The 24,878-nt window shown below is 57.4% G+C and carries 20 protein-coding genes; 5 read left to right on the forward strand and 15 right to left on the reverse strand.

Features of this window, described 5'->3' with window-relative positions:
* Positions 1 to 60: 60 nt before the first annotated feature.
* From hemH to IEI95_RS12235, 8 genes are all read right to left on the reverse strand, one after another.
* Positions 61 to 1,095: a ferrochelatase gene (gene hemH / locus IEI95_RS12200; RefSeq protein WP_156533785.1), complete on the reverse strand. Its 1,035-nt coding sequence runs from the start codon at positions 1,093 to 1,095 to the stop codon at positions 61 to 63.
* Between the two features lie 148 nt (positions 1,096 to 1,243).
* On the reverse strand, positions 1,244 to 3,181 hold the full coding sequence (locus tag IEI95_RS12205) for a 5'-nucleotidase C-terminal domain-containing protein (RefSeq protein ID WP_194416484.1): 1,938 nt from the start codon (positions 3,179 to 3,181) through the stop codon (positions 1,244 to 1,246).
* A 183-nt stretch (positions 3,182 to 3,364) separates the two neighbouring features.
* Positions 3,365 to 3,733 carry an outer membrane lipoprotein Omp10 gene (gene omp10, locus IEI95_RS12210; RefSeq protein WP_041697066.1) on the reverse strand — a complete coding sequence of 123 codons (369 nt, stop codon included), beginning with the start codon at positions 3,731 to 3,733 and terminating at the stop codon, positions 3,365 to 3,367.
* A 361-nt stretch (positions 3,734 to 4,094) separates the two neighbouring features.
* Positions 4,095 to 5,537, reverse strand: a complete 1,443-nt coding sequence (locus IEI95_RS12215) for a homospermidine synthase (RefSeq protein ID WP_156533789.1) — start codon at positions 5,535 to 5,537, stop codon at positions 4,095 to 4,097.
* Positions 5,538 to 5,702: 165 nt separating this feature from the next.
* On the reverse strand, positions 5,703 to 6,779 hold the full coding sequence (locus IEI95_RS12220) for a hypothetical protein (RefSeq protein ID WP_156533791.1): 1,077 nt from the start codon (positions 6,777 to 6,779) through the stop codon (positions 5,703 to 5,705).
* A gap of 391 nt (positions 6,780 to 7,170) precedes the next feature.
* Positions 7,171 to 7,815 (reverse strand): aminotransferase class IV family protein, encoded by a 645-nt coding sequence (locus tag IEI95_RS12225; RefSeq protein WP_156533793.1) that lies wholly within the window; start codon positions 7,813 to 7,815, stop codon positions 7,171 to 7,173.
* A complete protein-coding gene (locus IEI95_RS12230; RefSeq protein WP_156533795.1) occupies positions 7,800 to 9,017 on the reverse strand; it encodes an aminodeoxychorismate synthase component I in 1,218 nt (405 codons plus the stop codon). The genes IEI95_RS12225 and IEI95_RS12230 overlap by 16 nt, the downstream gene beginning before the upstream one ends.
* A gap of 19 nt (positions 9,018 to 9,036) precedes the next feature.
* Complete coding sequence (locus IEI95_RS12235; protein ID WP_156537084.1) at positions 9,037 to 10,896, reverse strand: M3 family oligoendopeptidase; 1,860 nt, start codon at positions 10,894 to 10,896, stop codon at positions 9,037 to 9,039.
* 576 nt (positions 10,897 to 11,472) lie between these two features.
* Between IEI95_RS12235 and IEI95_RS12240 the strand changes: the two genes are divergently transcribed.
* Together IEI95_RS12240 and IEI95_RS12245 are read left to right on the forward strand one after the other, a co-directional pair.
* Positions 11,473 to 13,020 carry a sigma-54-dependent transcriptional regulator gene (locus tag IEI95_RS12240; RefSeq protein WP_156537083.1) on the forward strand — a complete coding sequence of 516 codons (1,548 nt, stop codon included), beginning with the start codon at positions 11,473 to 11,475 and terminating at the stop codon, positions 13,018 to 13,020.
* A gap of 401 nt (positions 13,021 to 13,421) precedes the next feature.
* Complete coding sequence (locus IEI95_RS12245) at positions 13,422 to 15,341, forward strand: peptidoglycan L,D-endopeptidase MepK (RefSeq protein ID WP_156533801.1); 1,920 nt, start codon at positions 13,422 to 13,424, stop codon at positions 15,339 to 15,341.
* Positions 15,342 to 15,540: 199 nt separating this feature from the next.
* Here IEI95_RS12245 and IEI95_RS12250 read toward each other — a convergent pair whose 3' ends face one another.
* Positions 15,541 to 16,494, reverse strand: a complete 954-nt coding sequence (locus IEI95_RS12250) for an AEC family transporter (RefSeq protein ID WP_194416485.1) — start codon at positions 16,492 to 16,494, stop codon at positions 15,541 to 15,543.
* A 207-nt stretch (positions 16,495 to 16,701) separates the two neighbouring features.
* On the opposite strand from IEI95_RS12250, the gene IEI95_RS12255 reads away from it, so the two are divergent.
* Entirely contained in the window at positions 16,702 to 17,664 is a 963-nt protein-coding gene (locus tag IEI95_RS12255) for a LysR substrate-binding domain-containing protein (RefSeq protein ID WP_194416486.1), read from the forward strand.
* A 106-nt stretch (positions 17,665 to 17,770) separates the two neighbouring features.
* On the opposite strand, the gene IEI95_RS12260 is transcribed toward IEI95_RS12255, so the two are convergent.
* The 3 genes from IEI95_RS12260 to IEI95_RS12270 form a co-directional block, all read right to left on the reverse strand.
* A complete protein-coding gene (locus IEI95_RS12260; protein WP_015917069.1) occupies positions 17,771 to 18,034 on the reverse strand; it encodes a DUF2312 domain-containing protein in 264 nt (87 codons plus the stop codon).
* 227 nt (positions 18,035 to 18,261) lie between these two features.
* Positions 18,262 to 18,573, reverse strand: coding sequence for a DUF1244 domain-containing protein (locus tag IEI95_RS12265; protein ID WP_041698200.1), 312 nt, complete (start codon positions 18,571 to 18,573; stop codon positions 18,262 to 18,264).
* Complete coding sequence (locus IEI95_RS12270; protein WP_156533806.1) at positions 18,570 to 19,388, reverse strand: N-formylglutamate amidohydrolase; 819 nt, start codon at positions 19,386 to 19,388, stop codon at positions 18,570 to 18,572. The genes IEI95_RS12265 and IEI95_RS12270 overlap by 4 nt, the downstream gene beginning before the upstream one ends.
* Positions 19,389 to 19,880: 492 nt before the next feature.
* On the opposite strand from IEI95_RS12270, the gene IEI95_RS12275 reads away from it, so the two are divergent.
* The gene (locus IEI95_RS12275) at positions 19,881 to 20,360 is read left to right on the forward strand and encodes a DUF1036 domain-containing protein (protein WP_041697052.1); all 480 of its coding nucleotides are present in this window, start codon (positions 19,881 to 19,883) and stop codon (positions 20,358 to 20,360) included.
* Entirely contained in the window at positions 20,357 to 21,796 is a 1,440-nt protein-coding gene (gene pyk, locus IEI95_RS12280) for a pyruvate kinase (protein ID WP_156533808.1), read from the forward strand. Before IEI95_RS12275 ends, pyk begins: the two co-directional genes overlap by 4 nt.
* Positions 21,797 to 22,446: 650 nt before the next feature.
* On the opposite strand, the gene IEI95_RS12285 is transcribed toward pyk, so the two are convergent.
* From IEI95_RS12285 to ykgO, 3 genes are all read right to left on the reverse strand, one after another.
* A complete protein-coding gene (locus IEI95_RS12285; RefSeq protein ID WP_194416487.1) occupies positions 22,447 to 23,454 on the reverse strand; it encodes an alpha/beta fold hydrolase in 1,008 nt (335 codons plus the stop codon).
* A 260-nt stretch (positions 23,455 to 23,714) separates the two neighbouring features.
* Positions 23,715 to 24,500: a tetratricopeptide repeat protein gene (locus IEI95_RS12290; protein WP_234934217.1), complete on the reverse strand. Its 786-nt coding sequence runs from the start codon at positions 24,498 to 24,500 to the stop codon at positions 23,715 to 23,717.
* 108 nt (positions 24,501 to 24,608) lie between these two features.
* Positions 24,609 to 24,734 carry a type B 50S ribosomal protein L36 gene (gene ykgO / locus IEI95_RS12295; protein ID WP_003497670.1) on the reverse strand — a complete coding sequence of 42 codons (126 nt, stop codon included), beginning with the start codon at positions 24,732 to 24,734 and terminating at the stop codon, positions 24,609 to 24,611.
* Between the last annotated feature and the right edge of the window lie 144 nt (positions 24,735 to 24,878).

A 24,878-nucleotide genomic window follows, 5' to 3' on the forward strand; every position in this document is an offset into this window, starting at 1 on the left:
TTTCCCTTATTGGTTCTCGAACGCCGGTTCCTACCGTTCCGGCCGATCTATTGGCGGATCTCAGACCCAGCCCTGCAACTCCCGGCGCACGACATTTTCCAGCACGCGCATGCCGTCCGGGCTGTCGTTCAGGCAGGGGATATGGCTGAATTTCTCACCGCCATTGTGGTGGAAGATTTCGCCCGCTTCACCGGCAATTTCCTCCAGCGTTTCCAGACAATCGGAGACGAAGCCGGGATTGATCACGGCAATACGCTTAATGCCATCCTTGGCAAGTTTTTCCACGGTCTTGTCAGTATAGGGCTGTAGCCATTCCTCAGGCCCGAAGCGGGACTGGAAGGTGACCATCAGCTTTTCCTTCGGCCAGCCCAACCGCTCACGCAGCAGGCGTCCGGTCTTGTAGCATTGGCAATGGTAGGGATCGCCCTTCATGAAATAGGACTTCGGAATGCCGTGGAACGAGGTCAGCACCAGTTCCGGTTCCCAGTCGAGGCTGGCGAGATGGGCTTCGATGGAATTGGCCAGTGCATCAATATAGACCGGATCGTCGCTATATTGCGGCACGGTGCGCAGTGCCGGTTGCCAGCGCATCTTGAGCAGTGCCTTGAAGGCCTCGTCATTGACCGTGGCGGTGGTGGCGGCGGCATATTGTGGATAGAGCGGAAACAGCAGAATTTTTTCGCAGCCAGCCTTTTGCAGCGCGTCCATGCGCGATTTGATCGATGGTTGGCCATAGCGCATTGCCCAATCCACCACGACATTTGGCAGGTCGGTGAGCGACGCGGCCATTTTCTCGGCCTGGTTGCGGGTATAGGTCCGCAGATAGCTCTCGTTCAGGTCATTGTTCCAGATCTCAGCATAGGCCTTGCCGACTTTGCCGGGGCGAGTGTTCAGAACGATGCCATAGAGGATAGGATACCAGAACAGCCGCGACCATTCGATAACCCGCTTGTCGCTGAGGAATTCCCTCAGATAACGGCGCATCGAGGTGTAATCGGTGCCATCAGGCGTGCCGAGATTGACGAGCAGCACGCCGACCTTGCCGAAATTGACCTTTGGATGTTCGGAAGGAAGATGGTTGACGATCGCGCTCATATTTGGACTACCCTGGTCAAGAATTCGATGCTGCTGTTACGCTTTTGGACTGAGAAGAGATCACTGTCCAGAATGAAAAACGGCCCGGATTGCTCCGGGCCGGACCTTTTGTCGCATGTGGGAGGTTTGGACTTCCCGCAACTGAAAGTTACTTTGCCGGCACGGTCAGAACGTCACCGATCTCGATATGGTCGGGATGGCGCAGCTTGTTGGCGGCGGAAATCTTCTTCCAATCCTCGCCATTGCCATAGGTGGCCTCAGCGATTTTCCACAGGTTGTCGCCCTTAACCACGGTATATTGGGTCGGCTGAGCGGCGGCAGGCGGTGCGGAGACGGCCGGGGTTACCGGCGCCGGAGCGGCGGGGGCAGGGGTTGCCGGAGCAGGTGCGGCAGGCGCCGTTGGAGCAGGAGCAGGACCTGGGGCCGTGGCTTGGGCAGCGGTCGCGGTCTTCGGCTGGGCCGCTGGCGCGACATAGCCAGCTGGCGTAACTTCGCTGACGCGGCCATCGGTAAACGGCTTGTAGGGCGAATTCTTAGCCAGGAAGTCGGCTGTCACATCGGCGAGATCCGGACCGTAATCATAGGCGTTCTGTCCTGCTGTCGCGAAGATCTTGTAGCCGTCGCCGCCAGAGCGCATGTAATTATTGGTGACGACACCATAGAGCTTGCTGGTATCGAGCGGCACGAAGCCGTCGCCGTCCTTGACCTGAACGTCGACGATCCGGCTGCCGACAGGCTTGGAACGGTCGAAGCTGTATTTCAGACCGGCGACCTGTGCGAACCGGCCAGCGCCATCATCTATCTGGCTCACGCCGTTTTCAAGCGCTGCAATCACGTCGGAGCCCTTGAGCTGGAAGGTGGCAAGCGTGTTCTGGAAGGGCAGGACGGTGATGACCGAGCCCATCGTCACCTTGCCGCCGCCGATCGAGGCGCGCAGGCCGCCGCCGTTCTGGATGGCGATGCTGATGCCCTGGCTGCGGGCATGATCCAGCATTGCCTCGGCCACCAGATTGCCCATGGGGCATTCCTTGGCGCGGCAGGTGGTGGAGGCGCCGTCGATCGGGCCGGCACTTTCGCCGATTTCCTTCTGGCGCAATTCCTGGATAGGACCGGCCAGTTCCTTGACCTTGGCGGTCATTGCTTCATCAGGCTTGAATTTCGAATCGATCAGGATCGGATCGCCCTTGGCACTTTTCACCACGCCGTTATCGTCGAAAACAACAGTCAGATCACCGAGATATTTGCTGTAGGAGGCAGCGGTGACGACAGGCACCTTGTAGCCGCCGGGATTGTCGACCAGCGTCGGGTAGGGGCCTTCGGCCTTCGGATCACTGTTAGACAGCAATGTGTGGGAATGGCCGCCGACCACCACATCGACGTCAGGGATCTTGGCGATTTCCATGTCGCGGTGATAGCCGACATGGGTGAGGGCGATGATCTTGTTGACGCCTTCGGCCTTCAGTTTCTTCACTTCTTCGGTGATGGCAACGACATCGTCGGTGAATTTCACATTCGGACCCGGCGATGCCAGTTCCACGGTTTCCGGGGTAACGGCGCCGACGATGCCGATCTTCTGGCCGCCGATTTCCAGGATTGTGGAGGGCTTGAACTTGTCCTTCAGCTTCGATTCGGCATTGGCTTCCAGATTGGCGACCACGACCGGAAACTGCACCTTGTCGAGGAAGGGACCGATGGCTGTCTCACCGTCGTCGAATTCGTGATTGCCAAGTGTCATGGCGTCGAACTTCAGGATGTTCATCACATCCAGTTCGGCTGTGCCTTTGTAGGTGGTGTAAAACAGCGAGCCTTGGAAATTGTCACCGGCATTCAGCGACAGGACATTCTTGCCAGCCAATGCCGCGCGGGTCTGGTCGAACGCCGTCTTCAAACGGGCCGCACCGCCAAAGCATTGGTTCTTGCTTTCCTCATCCGCGGAGCACGTCGAATCATATTTATTGATCGACTCGATCCGTGAGTGAAAATCGTTGATATGCAGGATGTTCAGTTCGAAATCGGCAAAGGCCGCCCCCGACGACAGGATGAGCACCGAGGCGCTCAACAGGCCAAATTTAAATCTTTTTAACATCCGTAACTCCTGATTTCATGGAACACCCGCTTTGGTTACCCCTCTTTTATGACGTTCTTATCGGGCTTTTGCGGAAGGTTGCATGTTTCCATCGTGCTTGGTTTATCGCAAGCGAAAATAAGCCAGAACAGCAAAAAGCCGGCCCCCTGGACCGGCTTTGCCAAGCGTGGATGAGTTGACGCGTTAGATCTTGCGGCGCAGCGAGAAATTCGAGCCGGCATCCGTGGTGCAGTTCAACTGTTCTGGCGAAACCAGCGCGCAATTGACCCGCGACTGGGTCTTGCGCACCAGCGAGGTCATGTTGATCTCCACCAGCGTCGGCGAGGTATTGGTATAGGTGCCGGAGGCCAGAAGCGCATTGGTATCGCTGGAGCGGGTGGCAAACGTGCCGCCCTGGAAGGTGGAAACGATGCCGTTCGGATCGACCCAGGCGCCATCAACGCCCTGTGGCTGCGGCGCATTATACGCGACCTGGCGTGGCGGCGGCGTGCCCACGCAGGAGGACACGGCAAAGGCCGCGACGAGCAAAATTGCGATGCTTTTGACCTTCATGACAGTCTCCATCCGGCAGGACATTATGGCCGCCTATGTCTCTGGCCTCTGCCCGGTCGCCTCGGCCGGAGAGGTCTCTTGCTCTTCATATTCCCGGTTGGTGACAACCGATTTCCTGAAATACCACGAGGGCCGATCAGGTTCCATGCTGGCGACCATGCCGCGAAGATCGGTTGAAAGCAAGGCTTCCAACCTCTTCCCGGCCACTTGAACACAATCATGGCGTTGTTGTTCCACAGGGACATGAAAAGCATGCCATGTTGTTCTCAGCGCCGCGCTGCTTTTCGATGCGCGGCGCCGTTATTTCAGGCCATTGTTTCAGATCGGCAGACGGATATTGCCATCCGCCGTTCTGCAGCGTTTAGCGCACCAGGATATTCTTGAACTGCCAGGCATCCTTGGTGTCGAGGTCTTCCGGGAACAGGCCGGGACGGCCGTCGAGCGGGGTCCAGTCGGTGTAATGGCCTTCGACCGGGCCGAGATAGGGCGACTGCACTTCCAGGCAGCGCTTGTAATCGACTTCGTCGGCCTCGACGATCCCAGCCTTCGGGTTCTCGATGGCCCAGACCATGCCGGCCAGCACTGCGGACGTTACCTGGAGACCGGTGGCATTCTGGTAGGGGGCGATGCGGCGGGTTTCTTCCAGCGACAGGCGCGAACCATACCAGTAGGCGTTCTTTTCATGGCCGTAGAGCAGCACGCCCAACTCGTCGATGCCATCGACCAGCTCGTTTTCGTCGAGAACATGCAGGACCGGCTGGGCCGTGCCGCCATTGCCGAACATTTCATGCAGCGACAGAACCGCGTCATTGGCCGGATGATAGGCGTAATGGCAAGTCGGGCGATAGGCGACCTCGCCATCCTTCTCGACCGTGAAGTAATCGGCAATCGAGATCGATTCGTTGTGGGTGACGAGGAAGCCGTATTGCGGGCCGGGCGTCGGGCACCAGGTGCGCACGCGGGTATTGGCGCCCGGCTGCTCCAGATAGATCGCTGCCTTGCAGCCCTTCTTGTGCTTCTTGGCATTCTTCGGCATCCAGTTTTCATGGGTGCCCCAGCCGAGTTCGGCTGGCTGCAAGCCTTCCGAAATAAAGCCTTCGACCGACCAGGTGTTCCAGAACACGTTGAGCGGCTTCGGGGTCTTGGCCAGCTGCGTGTCGCGCTCGGCAATGTGAATGCCCTTGACACCGACCTTCTTCATCAGCTTGGCCCAGCCTTCGCGGTCACCGACCGAGGGCTCTTCGAATTTCAGGCCGATTTCATTGGCGATATTCACCAGCGCCTGCTTGACGAACCAGGAGACCATGCCCGGATTGGCGCCACAGGTGGAAACGGCTGTGGTGCCGCCGGGGTTCTTGTTCTTTTCTTGGCGCACGGTCTCGCGCAGCGCGTAGTTGGTGCGCTCAGAGTTCTTCATGTTCTTGTCGAAATAGAAGCCCAACCAAGGCTCGACCACCGTATCGATATAGAGCACGTCCAGCTTGCGGCACAGCTTCATCAGGTCGAGCGAGCCGGTATCGACCGACAGGTTGACGCAGAAGCCCTGGCCTTCGCCTTCTGTCAGCAGCGGCTTCAGCAGGTCCTTGTAGTTCTCCTTGGTGACATGCGCCTGGATATGCTTGATGCCATGCTTGGCCATCAATTCGGCCTCGTCATTGCGGGGGTCGATGACCACCATCCGGCTCTTGTCGAACTTGAAATGGCGTTCGATCAGCGGCAGGGTGCCCCGGCCGATCGAACCGAAGCCGATCATCACGATCGGACCGGTGATCTCGCCGTAAACCGGATAGGTCTGGGTGGTCATTCATTTTCTCCTTGGAAGGCCGTTTGCCATAGGCGCATGATTTGCGAACACGGCTTTGCTCTGACCGGGTTCCTTCTCTTCCCTAGAGCATAATTCAACGACAGAATAAAGACGGCGTTTCAAGAGATTGCCTTCGGGCACAGGTAGCTGCCCGAAGCTGTTCGATCAGGTACCCGCCGCCGCGCGCTTTCGCTCCCGCCTGCCTAGCACTATGGCAGCGATCAGGGTCAAGATAAGAATCATGGCGGCTGCCAGCCACAGCAATAGCAAACTGGCCGCGTCATATTCGCTGGCGAGACCCCGCGTGGTACCGTCGCCATAAGCGAAATTCCAGCCGCCGATATAGGCGATGCCAGTGACGAACAGGGCGGCGATGTAGCTGATGGGCAGAAGCACTGCACGTTTCAGGGCGGATTTCCGGGTGAAATTGACCGCGGCGCCGACCTGGCCATTGCCTTTCCAGATGGTGATGGCCAGAACCGCGATGATTGGAAAATGTCCAACCAGATCCACCCGGCCGAATTCCAGCACGGCGGAGCCGAAGATCATCAGCAGTGCAAAGGCCGATAGCCGGCTGGCAACGGGCCCCCCCAGCAGCAGCATAGCGGCGGCGCCAAATTCAAACCAGCCGGAGAGGCTGAGAAAGACTTCTGGCGTCAACCCCATCGTCAAATAGGGCCGCGCGCAGAGCAGCGTCAGCGACCAGTCTGCGAAAGCCCATTTTTCCATGGACGCCCACATCAGCGTCCAGGACATCGTTGCGCCGAGAAGGCCGATCCGGTGGGCGGTGACGCTGGCGAGAACCCGGACCCGGAGCCTGTCGAGGCTGATGGCGATCAGGCAGATGGCAAATCCCAGGAAGAGAGGGTAATCCAGCAGATGATAGGTTCCGTATTGGCGGGCCGCGCCGACCCATAAACCAATCAGGCCAAGTCCGGTCAGGCCGGCCCCCCGACGGGAGAGGCAAAGCGCGGCCAATCCGAGTTGCACCCACTGAATGCTCGCATCCGGGGCTTTGAGTTCCGGTGTCAACCAGATCGGCTCCGGGAGCATCCAGAGCCAGGATAACCAAAATGCAATGGTGAGACGGACTAGGTCGTCGGCCTTGAAGCCAAAGGGTCGCCGGATCAAGGAAAGGACCCGGCTAAGCCGGGCGTTTTTTCCTGCCGCGTCAATCGCTACGCAGGCCCAGAGCGCAGGCAGGCTCAGGGCGAGGCCAAGCAACCAGGTTGGTGTCGCCATAAACTGACCCGGTAATACAGGTTGCTCTTGGATATTAAAAGATTGAAACCACTTTATATGCGCAAAGGAATTGGTCTCACTATTCGCAAAAATAAATATTGAAACTAATATAGTAAATATTAATTTTCCTATTTTTCTATAATAAATATTGTTTTTCATATTGATTTACCTATTTAAAATAATCAATACGTAATTTTATCTACCAATTCTCTTAATATGACAATTTGAGAATTTATATTCATGATATTTGCAATAACTAAAAATTTATTTTTAATGTAGAGTTTTCATTTTAATTTTATATTATAAAACTAAAATCGTAAAAGCCACCAAGACCATCCGTCAATCAAACGGTCGATCCTGTTGTTGTTATTGTTTTTTCAGTTTATGAAAATTAAGCGACAGCCCTGTGCTGTTCTTCCACCAGTTCGGCGCGGATCAGGCCGCGCAGGCTGTTTCCGACGAAGATCGCCCGTCCATTCAGGCTTTCCGGTTTCAGCAGATTGGCGCGAGCCTTGCGGTCCCGGATCAGCTCGGCGCGCAGGATGCCAGGAATGAGACCGCTGGTCAGCGGCGGGGTGGTCAGCATGCCATCCAACCCCTGCACGAAGACATTGGTGAATGTCCCCTCGCAGATTTCACCACGCTCGTTCAGTAGCAGGACTTCGTCTGCTTCTTCGGTGGAAAATTCGGCGCGGGCGGCGTCATAGGGATCGCGCCGCGACGTCTTGTGGCGATAGAGCGTATCCTCTGAATTCAGCCGGGTCTTTTGCGCGATGCGAAGACGCCAGATGGTGTTTTCGCCGACGGATTCGAAGGGAACTGCCGCAGCTTCCAGCTTGCCACGAAAATTCATGGCAAGGCGCACCCGGAGCGGGGTGTCGCCATGTACCACTTCTTTTAATGCCGCTTCGGGCTTGATCGGCTGGCGAAAACCCAGCGCATCGGCGGAGCGCGACAGGCGCCGCAAATGCTGGTCGAGCCTGATGAAGCCCTGTCCTGGCTCCCAGCGGAGCGTTTCAATCAGCGTGAAATCCATTGATCACCTACCGCAAAGCGCGCCTTGAGCAGACATTCCTGATATTCCTGTTCGGGCTTCGAATCAAAAACAATCCCGCCACCGACATTGAAAACCGCCCGGCGGCTTTTGAAAAGCCCCTGTTGCTCAGGGAAATGGTCTGAAATGGCCGGTTGATCAAATAAAGTCAGGGTGCGGATGGCAACGGAGAACCGCATGGGGCCTGCCGGATCGCAAAAGCCGATGGCACCGCAATAGATATCGCGCGGCCCCGCCTCCAGCCGGTGCAGGATCTGCATGGCGGCCAACTTCGGCGCGCCGGTAATCGAGCCACAGGGAAACAGCGCTTCGAGAATATCGCCAAGGCCCATTCCAGGCAAAAGCCTGCCGCGCACATGGCTGACCAGCTGGTGCAGCGTCGGATAGGTCTCGATGTCGAACAGTTTTGGCACGGTCAGGCTGTCAGGTTCGATGATCCGGGAGATGTCGTTACGCAGCAGATCGACGATCATCCGGTTTTCGGCCTGGGTCTTTTCGTCCGTCAGCATTGCCGCCTTGATCGCCTCGTCCTCGGCATCATCAGAACCGCGAGCCGCCGTGCCCTTCATCGGATGGGTCTCGATAAACCCTTCGCCATCCACCTTGAAGAACAGTTCCGGTGAGCGGGAGACGATGGCCGGACCGCCGAGCTGCACCAGCGCACCGTAAGAGACTGGCTGACGGGCGATCAGCGACCAGAAGACGTCGCGAGGGCTGCCCCGATAGGCCGCCTCGATGGGCATGGTCAGGTTGGCCTGGTAGCAATCGCCCTGCCTGAGATGCTGATGCAGGGTGTCAAACTGCTGCCGATAAGTCTCGAAATCCCAGGCTGCAACCGGGTTTTCCAGCAGGTGGGTGTTGCTTTCGGGGTGATGCGGGTGTCCCAGGGGATGAGCAGGGTCAGCTGGCGCGTTGAAAATGCCAAACTGGAGGAGCGGCATGTCTCGCCCATCAGGGATCAGTGGCCTCAGCTTGTCTTCAAACACAAAGCCCGCTTCATAAGCCAGCGCCCCCGCCAGCCAGTAGCCCTCTTGGCGGGCGCGTTCCAGCTGGGCAAGCGCCGGCAGCACGTCGCCGCCCCGCCGGGCGACGACGATGTCCACCGGATCGGTAAACACCAGCGTTTCACCGCTTTTGTCATTCCGAAACAGGATCGACGGTTGAAACGGTTCGGATTGCGCCATCGTGGCTCGATCTGTCCGTTCAGGCTTTGGCGTCAAGCGCTTCCAGCTCGTCGATCAACCCTTCGATCATCGACAGGCCCTTGGCCCAGAAGGACGGATCGGTGGCATCCAGACCGAATGGCGCGAGAAGCTCGGAATGGTGCTTGCTGCCGCCCGCCTTCAACAGGTCGAAATATTTCTGCTGGAAGCCCTGTTCAGCGTTCTGGTAGACGGCATAGAGCGAATTGACCAGGCAATCGCCAAAGGCATAGGCATAGACATAGAAGGGCGAATGGATGAAATGGGGAATATAGGCCCACCAGGTCTCATAACCCTCGGACACTTTGATGGCCGGTCCAAGGCTCTCTTCCTGCACCGATAGCCACAATTCGCCAATCTTTTCCGCCGTCAACTCGCCCTCCTTGCGGGCGGTGTGCAGCTTGCGCTCGAATTCGTAGAAAGCGATCTGGCGCACGACCGTGTTGATCATGTCCTCGACCTTTTGGGCCAGCATGGCCTTGCGCTCACGCGCATCGCTGGCCTTTTCCAGAAGCGCCCGGAAGGTCAGCATTTCGCCGAATACCGAGGCGGTCTCGGCCAGCGTCAGCGGCGTCTGGCACATCAGCGCGCCCTGTTCGCCTGCGAGAACCTGATGCACGCCGTGGCCCAGCTCATGGGCCAGCGTCATCACGTCGCGCGGCTTGCCGAGGTAATTGACCAAGACATAGGGATGGGCAGACGGCACGGTCGGATGGGCAAAGGCGCCGGGCGCCTTGCCGGGGCGGGCGGGCGCATCGATCCAGCCGCCATCAAAAAAGCGACCGGCAATCTCAGCCATGTCAGGCGCAAAGCCGCCATAGGCTGACAGCACGGTCTGGCGGGCTTCGTCCCAGGGAATGATCCGGTCGATGCTGTCGGGCAGGGGGGCGTTGCGGTCCCAGAAATTCATCTGCTCCATGCCCAGCCACTTGGCTTTCATCTTGTAATAGCGGTGCGACAGGCGCGGATAGGCATTGCGCACCGCAGCCGCCAGCGCATCGACCACCGGACGCTCCACCCGGTTGGACAGGTGGCGGCTATCGGCAATGTCGGCAAAGCCGCGCCAGCGATCGGAAATTTCCTTGTCCTTGGCCAAGGTATTGGTGACCAGCACGAAAATCCGGATATTGTCCTTGAAGGTCTTCGACAGCGCCATGGCCGCCTTTTCGCGCAGAGCCGGATCGGCCTCCTGCAACATGGTCAGAACCGGCTCCAGCGTCAGCTGCTCGCCGTCTATCTCAAAGCGCAGGCTGGCCAGGGTCTCGTCGAACAACCGGTTGAAGGCCGCCGAACCGGTCTGGGATTTTTCCAGGAACAATTGCTCGAGCTTGTCATCCAACTGGTAGGGCTTGTCTTGCCTGAGATCGATCAGCCAGGGCTTGTAATGGGCGGTGGCCGGATCGCGGCCAATGGCGGCATCGATCACCGCATCGTCCAGCCGATTCAGCTCCAGCGTGAAAAACAGCAGATGGGCGGCAAGCTCCGTCAATCTGGCCTGTACATCGCCGAAGAATTTGCCGTTTTCCGGCTTGGTCATCTCACTATAATAATAGAGACCGGCATAGGAGCCGATCTTGCCGAGCAGGTCTTCGAGTTCTTCGAATTCCTTCAGCGCGGCACCCAAGCCCTGATCCGCGTCCTTGGTGGCGGCATCTTCCAGCCGCCCCTTCCATTTGGTCTCGAAGGCAAGGCTCATTTCGCTGGCCTTGGCGAGGTCGGCCTTGAAGAGATCCGAGGAGGGGGCCGGATAAAGATGGGTGAGCTGCCATTCGGGCAGCGTGCCGAGGCCTTGGCCGTGCGCTGGTACGCTGGCGGATTCGGCTGCCGGAAGGCGGGTCTGGTTAACGGGGCTGAAAGGCATGATGGCACCCTTGAGGTCTTTCGGGCCGCGCCGTTACCAAAATGGAACAGGCGCCGGTCCGATGTGTTTGGCATGAGATATCCCCAGTCATAGCATGGCAAAGGCACCCGACAACAGCATATGGCAGATGTCTGTGCATTTCAGCGCTTGCCATTCTACCCGTCGATCTGGCATTTTATGAAAAAGACGTCTGTGCCGATATTTGACAAAATCGCGGCACGGAGGAATTGGACTGTGTCGAAGGTCGGGATTCCCAGGCTTTTTGCAGTCTTTTTTTTAAGGCATTGTATCGAAGCGGACAGTTTGGCGGGCTATAGATAAAATCCTAGCAAATGTTGGAACCTGTTTTTCAAAACTCCATGGCATTTTGCGGGACAAGGACGACGGTTACAGCCTTTGCTTGCGGAGGGAACCTGGAATGCGCAGCTTTTCCAGGGTTTGTGGCCGGGTCCGCAAGGGGCCGGGTTTGTAGAAGACCGAACTTGAAAGAGGATCTTGTTTTTGATCCTGCCGCTTATGGACATGGTCCAATGTTTCAACCGGCGCCAGACGCCATAAGGACTCGGGGAGCTAAAATTGACCGCTCATATTCTCGTTGTCGATGACGATCCGGTTCAACGCCGGTTGTTGAAGGCCGCTGTGGAAAGCCAGGGGCATGTTGCCCATCTGGCCGAGGACGGAGAGGCAGGCCTTGCCTATTTCCGTCAGCACAAGGCGGAGATTTCCGTCATCCTGCTCGATTTGATGATGCCGGGCGTATCCGGCCTCGATTTCCTGGTCGCCATCGGCGGTCAGGAGGCGGAGGTGCCTGTCATCGTGCAGACCGGTCAGGGCGGCATCGATACCGTGGTGCAGGCCATGCGGGCTGGCGCCTTCGATTTCGTTGTCAAGCCGGTCTCGCCGGAGCGGATCGCATCGGCCATTGGCAATGCGTTGCGCGTCGACCAGCGCGACGCCAAGACGCGCCCGGCACGCCGGTCACGCACCGGTGCGGTGCATTTCTCCGATATCATTTCGGCAAGTCCGGCCATGACCCGGGTCATCGACCTGTCGCGCCGTGCGGCCCAGTCGAATATCCCTGTCGTGCTGGAAGGCGAATCGGGCGTTGGCAAGGAAATGGTCGCCCGGGCTATCCAGTCGGGCAGCGACCGTGCGTCGCGGCCTTTTGTCACGGTCAATTGCGCTGCCATTCCCGCCAATATGGTGGAAAGCATTCTGTTCGGCCATGAAAAGGGATCTTTCCCCGGTGCCACGGAACGCCATATCGGCAAGTTCGCCGAGGCTGACGGCGGCACGCTGTTCCTCGACGAGATCGGCGAATTGCCGCTCGACACCCAGGTGAAGCTGCTGCGGGCCGTGCAAGAAGGCGAAATCGAGGTTATCGGCGCCCGCCAGACCCAGAAGGTCAATGTGCGGCTGATCTCGGCGACCAACAAGGATCTGATCGAAGAGGTCAAGGCTGGCCGGTTCCGCGAGGACCTTTATTACCGCCTCAACGTTTTCCCCATCACCATTCCGGCTCTGCGCCGCCGCAAGGAGGACATTCCCTTCCTGGCGCGCGCCTTTACCGAACGGTTCTCGGCAGAGCAGCGTCTGACCCGGACCCTGTCTCTGGGGGCTGGCGCACTTGCATTGCTGACGGCCTTCGATTGGCCCGGCAATATTCGCCAGCTGGAAAACGCTATTTACCGGGCGGTGATTCTTGCCGAAGGTACGGATCTGACGGAAAGCGATTTCCCGCAGATCCTGGCACAGATCCCAGGCGGTTTGGCGCAGGACAAGTTCTGGTCGGGTCTGCCTGGCACGGCCGAAAGCCAGCCGGAACAGGCGGCGCCGCGTGGTGCAGACCGGCCGGAACTGGCCTTTATCGACCGGCTACCTGCCCCCCGCGCCGAGGACCCGCGTCCGGTGGCGTTGGACAATGTCATCGTCAGCATCGACGAGAGCGGCAATGTTCGGCAATTGGCTGAGATCGAGGAAGAACTGATTCGTTTCGCGCTGAAATTCTACCGGGGTCAGATGAGCCAGGTGGCACGCAAGCTTGGAATCGGTCGCTCAACACTCTATCGCAAACTGAAGGATTACGGGATCGACCCGGATAATCCGCAGAAGCACGCCGCCTGAAAAAGGTGATATCCGGGTTTGTTTCAGCGCCCGGCTGAAGATTTGAACACGCCGCGCACCTTACAGGGTGGGCGGCGTTGTCATTTTGGGCTATAAGGACGCCGGTTTTGCTCAAAGTCTGGCTGGCTGAGTATTTCAGCCGTTACGCACAAAAGCTAGACGGATCGATAGTTGTTAACCCCCGGGTAAGGATGATTGATTACTGGTTGTCAATGGGTTGTTATGAATTGGTTCACCATATAAGAATCAATTTGAATGATGTGGCAAAATTGCCATGTGGATACCGTATTTCACAGTCATGTGATAAGCGAGCGATGTGACTTTTCTGACGGGGACGGATTTTGCGGATATCTGGTGCATTTGTATCGCCCTCAGGGCCAGGGCGGCTTGACCGCACGGCCATGATTTGGGCGAACATATCCAAGCTGGTTCTGACAGCTCTGGTCCTGATGACGATCGCCTTTTCCGCACTCTATGCCACGACCGGTTCGGCTGCCGCTGAAACGCGTTCACTGAAAATCCTTTTCGTCCATACCGGCGAGAAGCAGGAAATCACCTTCAAGCGCAATGGCCGCTACGATCCCAAAGGCTTGCAGCAGCTCAACAATATTGTGCGCGACTGGCGACGCAACGAAGCGACCAAAATGGACCCGCGCCTGTTTGACCTCGTCTGGTCGGTCTATCAAAAGGCGGGTGCCAGCGGTTATATCTATGTCGTTTCCGGTTATCGTTCGCCAGCCACCAATGCCATGCTGCGTTCGCGCTCTTCCGGCGTCGCCAAGGAAAGCCAGCATATGAATGGCACCGCGATGGATTTCTTCATCCCGGGCGTGCCGCTGAAAAGCCTGCGCGATATCGGCATGAAATTCCAGGCGGGCGGCGTGGGCTATTATCCCAATTCCGGTTCGCCTTTCGTGCATATGGATGTGGCGGGCGTCCGCTCCTGGCCGCGCGTTCCGCGCAGCGAACTGGTGCGCATGTTCCCCGATGGTAAGACCCTGCATATTCCCGCCGATGGCAAGCCGCTTCCCGGCTATCAGGTGGCGATGGAGGAATATAAGAAACGGCTGGGGTCTGAACAAATATTGATGGCGGATAATAAATCCTCGCCACGCGGCAGGCCGCGAAACCTGATGGCCATGCTGTTTGGCAGCGGTGATGAGGACGAGGGCGACGAAGATGCAGCCCCAGCCGCACCGGTGCGGGCATCGGCTCCTGCCGCCACGCCAAGGCCTGCCGAGCTGACCAATCCAACGCCAACCAGTCCGATGCCTGTGGCCGTGGCCTCTGCGGCGCCTGATATCGCGGCTCCCGTTCCGCAATCGCGTCCTTCCCTGCGCCAGGGTGACGATAGTCTGGCTGTGGCGCTTTACTCTCCTGGCGGGCGCAATGCTGCCGAGGATGCCCTGCAGAAAGTTGCCGGCAATACGTCGGGTGACGCTGGCGCGCCGTCAAGCGGCTATGAAGATCTGGCCGCCTACAAGGTTCCGGTGCCGACCCTGCTTGGGCCACGTGGCATGAAGGGTGATGCAGAGCCTGTCATGACCGCGTCGCTTGGATCGCCTGATGATAGCAACCCCATTGCCCAGCATATTCCGGTGCCAGCTGGCCGTCCGGCGCTTGCCGATGCCATGGCGGCCACCCTGCCGCAACAGCGTCCACAGGTGAGCGACGAGCCGTCCACTGTAGAAGAAGCCATGCTGTCTCCGGCTGCTGCCGAGGCACTGCAACAGAGCCAGGATGGCGCGCCGCTGAAGACTGTGGTGATCCCGCGTGACCGGCCAGCGCCGTCTGTTGCTCCAGCTGTTGCCGAAGTTCGGCCTGTGGCTCCCGCTGAAAGACCTCAGCCTGCCCCCGCCCCGGTGGTGCAGCCGAAAGCCGTCGCCGTTCTCACCCAGGGACCACTTCCGGCTCAGGGCGTGACCCAGCCGCCAGCTCAAGCTAAGGCACAGCAGCAACAGGTGGCTTCGCTTGCGCAGCCCTCTCGTACCAAGCCGAGTGCGGGCCAGTTTGGCGATGTCTTTGACCAGCCCAAATCGGCAAGCCATGCGAGTGAAGCTTCGCTTCCCGTCAAGGGCGGACGCCCGGGACCCAGTGAAGCGGATGCTGCCAGCCGTGGCCTGACCGGCGGGACCGAGTTGACCCGCACGATGATTTCGCAATGGGCGATGAACAAGAACCGCATCGAGCCGCCAGCCAAGGCTGGCCGTGGCGGGCGTGTCGTAACCCAGGCCATCACCGCACCGGTTGAGGCATCGCAGACCGGCTTTACCCCCGGCGCCCAGGCCATCGATCCGGGTCGCTTTGGCGCGGTAAGGTAAATATATCGAGCCTTTCTCGTCGGACAGGGCTACATAAAAAACCCGCGTAACCGCGGGTTTTTTCGTATCTGTACGTAAAGGCTTTGCTGGTTTCCCGCATGTCCCGTCGCAGTTTTTCCAAGAGGAAGATGCTGTTCAGGCCCCCGTAGAGGGTAAAGAGGGGCTCTATAGCATTGGACCTAAACGTGGGCATCGGTTTTTAGGCTGGCATGGATGTGGCAAAGGTCTGCAAAACGAGCGTCAGGGTCAAGACCGTTATCAGCAGTGACACGATAATCGCCAGCGATGTTTCTTCACTGAAATAGCCGTATTTACTGCCAAAAACATAGGCTCCAGCGCCAATGGGCTGTGCTGCCATCACAACAGCCGTTGCATACCAGATATTGATATCCGCCTTGAAGGCAACAGCGATTATAAAGAGCGTTACCAGCGGCTGTATCAGGATCTTTATCAGGACGACCGGTACAATCCAACCGGCCATGGCGGAGAGCCGTGCTGCTGAAAACGGAATTCGAGCAAGGCCGAGACCAAGGGCAAAAAGCGCTGTCGGTCCGGCCGCCGCTGCCAGAAACCCGGCGAAGGAGGTGAGGATGGCCGGCAACGGAATTCGCAGCAGGCAAAAAAACGCTCCGGCCAAAACCGCTATCGTCAGCGGATTTTTCAAGGTCGTCAACAGAGCGCGTCCCACGCTTGCCAAGGGGCTGGACTGTTTTTGGCCGGTGAGATCATGGGTGATGATCACGGTCATAATCGCTGGAATGTTATGCAATATTGTTGCAATGGCGGCAGGAACAGCAGCCTTGGGGCCGAAGGCGGCAATCAGGATGGGAATGCCCATATACCCCGTTGTCCCATAACAGGCGGCCATGCCGACAATCGAGGATTGCGGTGCCAGTGTTCCTTTCGCTTTGGCTAGAAACAGACCGGCAAGGTAGGCCGCAGCAATTCCGGCCAAAGTTGCTGCCATGAATGGCCACTGCGCGAGATCCGCCGGGTTGGCCCGCGCCACCGCGAGAAACAGCAAGGCCGGCAGCGCGATATACAGAACATATTCATTGATCAGCTTTTCGGCTTCGGCGGCAAACTGATGCTTCCGTCCGAAACCATAACCAACCAGAACGACAAGAAAAACGGGAACAACGACCTGTAACATGAATTTTGCTCGATCTGAAAAGGGCAATGGGAAAACTAGAAGCGGGCATAATTATCTGGCTATCTACCTGTTCTTCGCCTTTGACATTAAGGCAAAATATTGTATTATTTCAAAGTCTTGCGTTATTTTGTGTCGCTCTGAATTTCTATTATTTGTTGCATCTAATTCAAAATGAATTATCCTGGTAGAAAATGCGTGCGAGGCATTATGAAGCAAAGTCTGCGGTTATTGACGCTTGATCAGATCAGGGCATTTGTCTCGGTTTGCGAGCACGGCAGTTTCACCAATGCGGCGAAAGACCAGTCACGGACGCAGACCGCCGTTACCCGTCAGATTCGCGCCGCGGAAGATATTCTGGGCGAAAAGCTGTTTCATCGATGCCGCGGGCATTTCGAAGGACCGACGGAAGCGGGCGAAAAGCTGCTGCCTTTTGCCATTAAAATTCTGGCAACTCTTGAGGATGCCTGGATGTGTCTGGAGCGTCCGGGTCTGAAAGGAACGATCAGGGTCGGTGTAATGGATGACATTGACATGAACTGGTTGCTCGAATTGATTGGCCGGTTCAAGGCGCTGCATCCGGAATGCGACGTGACGGTGATTTCCGATTTTTCCACAAGGCTTGAGAAGCGGTTCGAGCACCGCGAACTCGATGTTGCCATTGTCAAGACATTGGTCATGAGGCTGGGGCAGGCGGACGTGCGCAACGCTCACAAGACGTTACGGTGCGAGCCGTTGCTGTGGGCGGCGGGAGCGGGCTTTCGCTTGCGTCCGCGTGAGCCCCTACCTCTCGTGCTGTTTCATGAGGGATGCGTCTATCGTCACCACATCATTCAACGGCTGGAATCAGCAGGCGTCCCTTTCAGAATTGCCTATGAAGGGCAAAGCTACGGCCATTTGCGTGCTGCCGCTGCCGCAGGTCTTGGCGTGACAGCCCTTGCTGAAAGTCAAGTTGCCATGGGTGGCCTGCAAAGCCTGGTCGAGGTTGCGGGTACGCGCCTCGATCCGCTTTCTGATGTCGAAATTGCTATGAAGGCACTTCATACCCGCAAAAATCTGGCGTTATCGGGCTTCATGCGAGAAGTGATGCGGTCATCCAAGCAGGATCGGCAGGCCTTTTGCGCGTCTGACAATCGAGACATGGCCAAATTACAAGAGTTGGAATTGGCTTAAGGGTATAGAGCATCGTGCAGAAAATCGGAATCAGCACGATGCTATCAGTGTTTGTTTGCGGATCGGATTTATCCGAAAACCGCTTCTTAACGTTCGGTCCGATGCTTTAGCCTTCCGGCGGGTTTTCAATCATGCCCAGAGCATGAAGATAGGTATCGAGGATCAGGTCTTCCTCCATCCGTTCCTGCTCATCCTTCTTGCGCAGCGCGATAACCTTTTTCAGGATCTTGGTATCGAAACCCATGCCCTTGGCTTCGCCATAGACGTCCTTGATATCGTCGGCGATGGTCTTCTTTTCTTCTTCCAGGCGTTCGATGCGCTCGACAAAGGCGCGAAGTTGGTCACGGGCGACGCCATGAGCATCAGACATGGGGATCTCCTTGCTGGGGATGGTCATTTGAGTGGGGGTGACGTGCCGTGAACTCTGCGCCACGTCAAGTTCTTTTGCACGACGCAAAGCCCAGGGCTTGGCAGATGGGTCAGCGGGATATCGGGTAAGCTCTTGTCAGAAATGGATAATAGCTTGAAACCCGAAAGAGGCCCTGGGGTGGGATTAGGCAAAATTATCCATATCCGGTGCCATGTCCATAGCCACGTTTAAGGCTCGTCCTGCGGGCGAGAGGCTTCGAAATCGGCCTTCTGGGCCTCGCTCGCCTGTTTCTGATGCCGCAATTTCCATTGCTCATAGGGCATTGCATAGACATGATGACGCGCCTCGTCACGGGTCATCTCGACCCCTTTGGCATCGGCTGCGTCCTGATACCAATTGGCCAGGCAATTGCGGCAGAACCCGGCCAGATTCATCAGGTCGATATTCTGCACATCGCTGCGTTCCCGCAAATGCGCCAGAAGACGTCGAAAGGCCGCTGCTTCCAGTTCGGTTTGCTGTTCCTTGGTCAGTTCGCTCATCTTTTGTCCGATCCATTCTCCAAGGCGGGATAAGGTCCTGTGCGGGACGGAAATTGTTGCCATTGGTGCAGGGCAGGGTCGCGGTTCAATGCGGCAAAAATCGGTTCCAGCCGGTCTGCCCAGGCCGCGATGCCCGCTTCATCGCCGATCAGGTCCTGGCGCACTTCCAGCAGCGCATGAGGCATGCCCGACACCATGCAATGGCGGTAGAGTGTATCGCCCTTCAAGGCGCCGTCATAGGGCTCATTGTCACCGACGAGAATGTCGCCCGGCAGGCTGAGCGCGTCGATCAGTGGCCGCACAGCGCGCTCATCGCTATCCCATAGCACGGCGGCATGCCAGGGGCGGGGCGTGCCCTTCCAGGCGGGCGTATAGGAATGCAGCGACAGCACCAGCGGTGCCTTGCCGCTCGCCGAGGCAACATCGGCCAGCAACCGTTCAACAGCGCGGTGGTAAGGCCGGTGGAAATTTTCCACCCGATGCTGCCATTCTTCCGTGGTGATCGGGTGATTGCCGGGAATGATCGCCCCATCGGAAATTTTCATGATCAGCGTCGGGTCGTCCTCGCCCCGGTTTGGGTCGATCAGCAGCCGGGAAAAACAGGACATCGCCGCCGGCACCCCGAGCCGGGCCGCCAATTGCCGGGTCAGGCCTTCCACGCCAATGTCATAGGCGATATGGCGCAGATAAGCGCTATCTGGCAGGCCAAGCGTGCCGTATCCGGGAGGCAGCCGGTTCATGGCGTGATCGGCTAGCAGAACGAGGCCCAGGCTGTTGTCGCCGGCTATCGTCTCATAGGGTTTGAAGTCATTCATGGCTGACACATTTATGTGATGGGATTGTCTATGATGGGGGATGCGTGTGAAGCATCCTTCACCGATTATTCTAGGTGGTGTCCTGGGTCGAATTTGGACCGGTTGCGACGCAGAAACAGGATTATCACCAGTTTTTCAAGGCTTGAGCCGTGTGAGCCTTGTCAAATGCACAAAAGAGGCCGTCGCCCTTCAAATTTGCTGCATAATTCCTTAAATCGGGTTGGATTTAAGGAATTATGCAGCAGGCGGATTTAAAAGGATGCTTCGATGTCGCTTAACCCCTTATGATCATTCGTGTGATATCTGCTATTGCGGTTCAAGCCTGTGAGGCAAGACGGATGTGGTTCGCTTCAAGGCGTGCTAGCGTCACCATACAGTCAAACTCATCCCTCATCATTCGCGTGGGGATTACAATCGATTAGAGTTGCGTTGACTTTCTTGGTCCATAGTCGCAAGAAGGCAACACAGAAAAATGGAGTTCCGTCGGAAGCCGTGCCTCATTCCAACACACTCTCTTCCGTTACAGGTTCCGGGCGTCTTGCACGTCTCGGCCTGTTTTTGACCATTGTTTTTTCACCGATTGCTTATGCCGCACCCGCGCAGGCGGATTTTCGCGTTTGCAATGGTTCGGCCAATCTCGTCGGCGTGGCCATTGGCTATCGGGCGGCGGAAGGCTGGATCAGCGAGGGCTGGTGGCAAGTGCCCGCTTCGACCTGCGCAACGCTGATCGAAGGCGAGCTGAAATCGCGCTACTATTATCTCTACGCAGAAGATGCCGCCCGCGGTGGCCGCTGGACTGGCAATGTCAACATGTGCGTGGCGGAAAACGAGTTCAAGATCGTTGGCGTCGGGGATTGTTTCAAGCGCGGTTACCAGCAAATGGGTTTCAAGGAATATGACACGGGCCGCCAGGGGAGCTGGATGGTTCAGTTGTCCGACACGCCCGGCACGCAGGAAGGCCAGAAGCAATGAAGCGTAACCGCAAAGTCAAAATTCTCGCAACGCTTGGACCGGCTTCGCAAGATGAAGCCATGATCCGTAAGCTGCATGAGGCTGGCGCCGATCTTTTCCGTATCAACATGAGCCATGCCAGCCACGATGTGATGCGCACGCTGATCCAGCGCATCCGCAGTGTCGAAGCTGCGTGCGGGCGCCCAATCGGCATTCTGGCCGATTTGCAAGGCCCCAAGCTGCGGGTCGGCAAATTTGCCAATACCTCTGTGGAACTAAAGCCCGGCCAGACCTTCACCCTCGACAGCAACGAGGCCCCTGGCGATGAAACCCGGGTCTATCTGCCGCATCCGGAAATCCTGGAGGCCGTCAAGGTTGGCCATCGCCTGTTGATCGATGATGGCAAGCTGCATCTTCGTGCTGAAAAATGCGACGGCAAGACCATTGTCTGTAGCGTTGTGTCCGGTACCAAGATTTCCGACCGCAAGGGCGTCAGCCTGCCCGACACGATCCTTGCCACCGGCGTGCTGACCGACAAGGACCGCGCCGATCTGGATGCTGTTCTGGCCACCAATGATGTCGATTGGGTCGCGCTGTCCTTCATCCAGCGTCCCGAGGATCTGGCCGAGGTGCGCAAGATCGCCCGCGGACGGGTCGGGCTGATGTCGAAAATCGAAAAGCCGCAAGCGCTGGAACGGATCGACGAGATCATCGAACTGTCCGACGCCCTGATGGTGGCGCGTGGTGATCTTGGCGTGGAAATGCCGCTGGAAGCCGTTCCCGGCATCCAGAAGCAATTGATTCGCGCCTGCCGCCGTGAAGGCAAGCCGGTGGTCGTGGCCACCCAGATGCTGGAATCGATGATTTCAGCGCCGGTTCCGACCCGTGCCGAAGTCTCCGACGTGGCGACAGCCGTGTTCGAAGGCGCTGATGCCATCATGCTGTCGGCTGAATCTGCTTCCGGCCAGTATCCGGTCGAAGCGGTCTCCACCATGGCGTCGATTGCCCGCACCATCGAGCGCGAACCGCACTATCCCGGCATTATCTATGCCCAGCGCCCGCAGCCGGAAGCAACCGGCGCCGACGCGATTTCGCTGGCGGCCCGCCAGATTGCCGAGACCCTGAAGCTGACGGCGATCGTCTGTTACACCTCCTCCGGCAATACCGGGCTTCGTGCTTCACGCGAGCGCCCCGAAGTGCCGATCCTGGCGCTATCGCCGGTGGTGCAGACGGCCCGCCGCCTGTCGCTGGTCTGGGGCCTGCATTGCGTCGTTTCCGAAGAGCCGACCGATCTGGATGATATGGTCAACAGGGCGTGCCGCATTGTGGTTTCGGAAGAGTTTGGCAAGCCGGGCGACCGGGTGATCATTTCCGCTGGTGTGCCATTGGGAACGCCAGGCGCCACCAATATGCTGCGCATCGCCTATATCGGTCCGGATGGACTGTCCGGCGTCTAAAATTTGCTAAGCCGTCCCGCAAGGCGAAGATGCTGATGCATCCTCGCCTTGCGGGAGCCATGTCGTGGAAGTATGTGAAATGAGAATGTGAAGGGTCATCTTCAGTGACCTTTCTGATGGGCCATGTATCCGAAAAATTCTAGCGCCGCTTGTCAGGGATGACGGGCGGCGTTTTTCGTGACAGGGCGCTCCAACCGCTCAATTGAGCGGACTGAGACGTGCTACTCGGTCTGGGTAAAATCTGATGGCAACAGAAAAAGATGGAGTATCCTGCGGTTTCTAAAATGCAGGATCGATGTGCTCATGCTTTGAGGCTGAGTCACTATTCCCTTAGGGATTGCTATTCGATTTGTGAAATTCTGCATTAATCCATAATAGTATAAGTCTATAAATGTTGACTTGCAGTATAGATACAACAAAATAATAAAGCCGCCTTGGGAGGGGCGACTTTATTACTTATAAATAATTTAATAACTCTGAAATATAAATAGACTATAAATTCGTCTTTGGTAATATTGTCGTTTTAAATTGGTTTGTTATTATGCTTATAGTTTTGCGCTATTTTGATTGTGATGTCAAGAACACAATCCTATTGGTTGCAGATAGCCGATATCGGTGGTTATCGAGCTCTTAAGTAGCTGGCAATTTTATCAGTTTGTTGACATTTCAAGAGCTTCGCCGATTTTACTGGCCAAAGATGGAAGATTGCGGTCTTGACCGGCTATTTTTTCAATGGCGGCAACGGCGAGGTCTGTGGCGCAATAGTCCGGCTTGTGGCCTAAATGTCGCACCCAGATAAGCTCGGCGCCTGCAATGTCGCGGGCAAGACCAATGGAGTGGATATCTGCAAGAACGATGGCATCACGGTCACCGGTGACGATCACGGTTGGGGCCTGTATCTCCTGGTAGCGGGGCGCCATGCGGGTGACATAGGTGTGCAAGCCGCACACGTCGATGGCGTTGTGACGGAAGGTGCTGGGCCGCAGAACCAGGGTAGGGGCGGTTCGGGCGATATAATCATCCGGACGTGGGTTGGGAGCAAAGACTGCCCCGATGGCTCCATCCATCTTGGCAAGCCCTGCAAGAGGCGCAAGGGTGCGGGCAAAGAGCGGCCCGATGATTGGTGTTGCCGTCAGATGATAATGCCAATCGACACCGCCGGGCCAGGGATGGGTGGCAGGGGCCAGAAAAAGCAAACCCGCTGTCTTTTCTGGATGGAGAACGGCAAAACTGGCCGCAATGGCGCCGCCAAAGGAATGGCCGATGATAATGGCCCGCGATAGGCCAAGGGCGTCCATGGCCTCGGCAATGGCGTTGGCTTGGCCATCGGGCGTGTCGTTTTCCGGTCCGCCACGCGGTGAATAGCCGTGGCCCGGTCGGTCCACGAAGATCAAATCTGCGCGCCCTTCAAGCGCCGGACGAAAGGCCTCGGCCTGATCGCGCAGATTGCCGCTGGCGCCATGAATGAACAGCAGCGGCGGCAAATCCGCACTTTCAGAGGCCGGAATATGCAGGAGGTTGAGATGGGTGTCTCTTATCGGGACGGGCGTGCCAATATTCGGATTGTCATCCGTGATCTGTCTTATTTTGACTGTGGAAAACACCCAGGCTACAATCAGAGGTGTAGTAATGATGGCAAGGATCAGAATTGCAGGCATGGCTTACGGGTTCCTGCTGCGTCATTCCTTAAAGCGGCTTAGCGATCAGAGAGAATGACGCAGAAAATTTAACAGCGACGGCCTCTTTCGTCCGCATAACACAGTACGGAGCGCGTGGAGTGTGAAAGGTAAATAGCCTTCGGCTTTCTCCAAGCCACCGTCCTTAGCGGCACAGCAGGGATTACAGCGCCTTGCGTTTTATAAAACGCACAAAGGACGCTGTAACACTTTAAATCTACTGCATCCGCAATGGGTCATGATTACGTCCGCGCGCCTGCCAGTTTCTCCGAAAGCTCGGTCACGGTCTTCTGGGCGGCGCGGTCGGCGGGATAGATGGCGAGGTAGCGCTGCCAAGCTTCCAGCGCCTTTTGGTCGCTGCCGGTCTCTGCCAGGATATTGGCGAGCATTTCCAGCGCCCCGAAATGGCGAGGTTCGATGGCCAGGACGTGATTGAGATCGGAAATCGCCTTGCGGTAATTGCCCTGGCTATAATGCAGGCTGGCGCGGTGCCCCCAGCCATTGGCATAATCGGGCTCCAGCACGATCGCCTGATCGAGGAAGTCCAGCGCTGCGGCGTTCTTCTTGTCCTTGATGGCCTTGTCGGCCCATTGCATCAGCAGATTGACGGTTGGGCTGCCGGAATTCGACCAATCCGCCATCACGGCAGCGGCAATCGCCTTGGCTGCCTCCGGCTGGCGTTCGCGTTTCAACTGGGTCAGCAATTCGTCCGCAGGCTTGCCAGACAGCGCCGCTGTGTCGCTGCGGTCTTCCAGTCGTTCGACCTCGCCCTGCTGCGGAGATTGGCCTTGCTGTTGAGAGGATGGCGGCTGGCCATCCTTGTCCGCTCTTGGCTCACCCGTCTGGGGGTGGTTCGGCTCAGGCTTTTGAGGGTCCGGCGTGAAGGGCAGGGCAGGCGGCATAGGCTGGCTGGGTGCCGCGTCTGGCCTGTCCTGCGCATGCGTCGTGGCGGCAGGCCCGGCGAGGGTGCTGGCAACCAGAATACAGGCCGTGAGAATCAGGTGAATGAACAAACGAACAGAGCGCATGCAGGTAATCTACCGTGCATGCGCTCTGTTTCAAACCGAATTCTGCGATTGACCGAAGTCCATGCATCACAGCGAGGTGATGCTGCTCTCCCGCAGGAGAGGTTTCGATCAGCCCTGACGGGCCTTGAAACGCGGGTTCTGCTTGTTGATGATGTAAACGCGGCCCTTGCGGCGAACCAGACGGTTGTCGCGGTGACGTGCCTTAAGCGCTTTCAGCGAATTCTTGATCTTCATTTTTAGATCCGCATGGTTGCCAGGGAACCGTCTGGTTCCGCCGGGATGTATATCGACGAAAAACGCACCGCTGGGCGCGCTGTTTCAGGGTTGGTGGCACATACCCCGGCTTAACCCGGCATGTCAACCGGAAAACCAGGCATT

This window comes from Agrobacterium vitis, assembly GCF_014926405.1.
In the GTDB taxonomy this organism is placed as follows: domain Bacteria; phylum Pseudomonadota; class Alphaproteobacteria; order Rhizobiales; family Rhizobiaceae; genus Allorhizobium; species Allorhizobium vitis_H.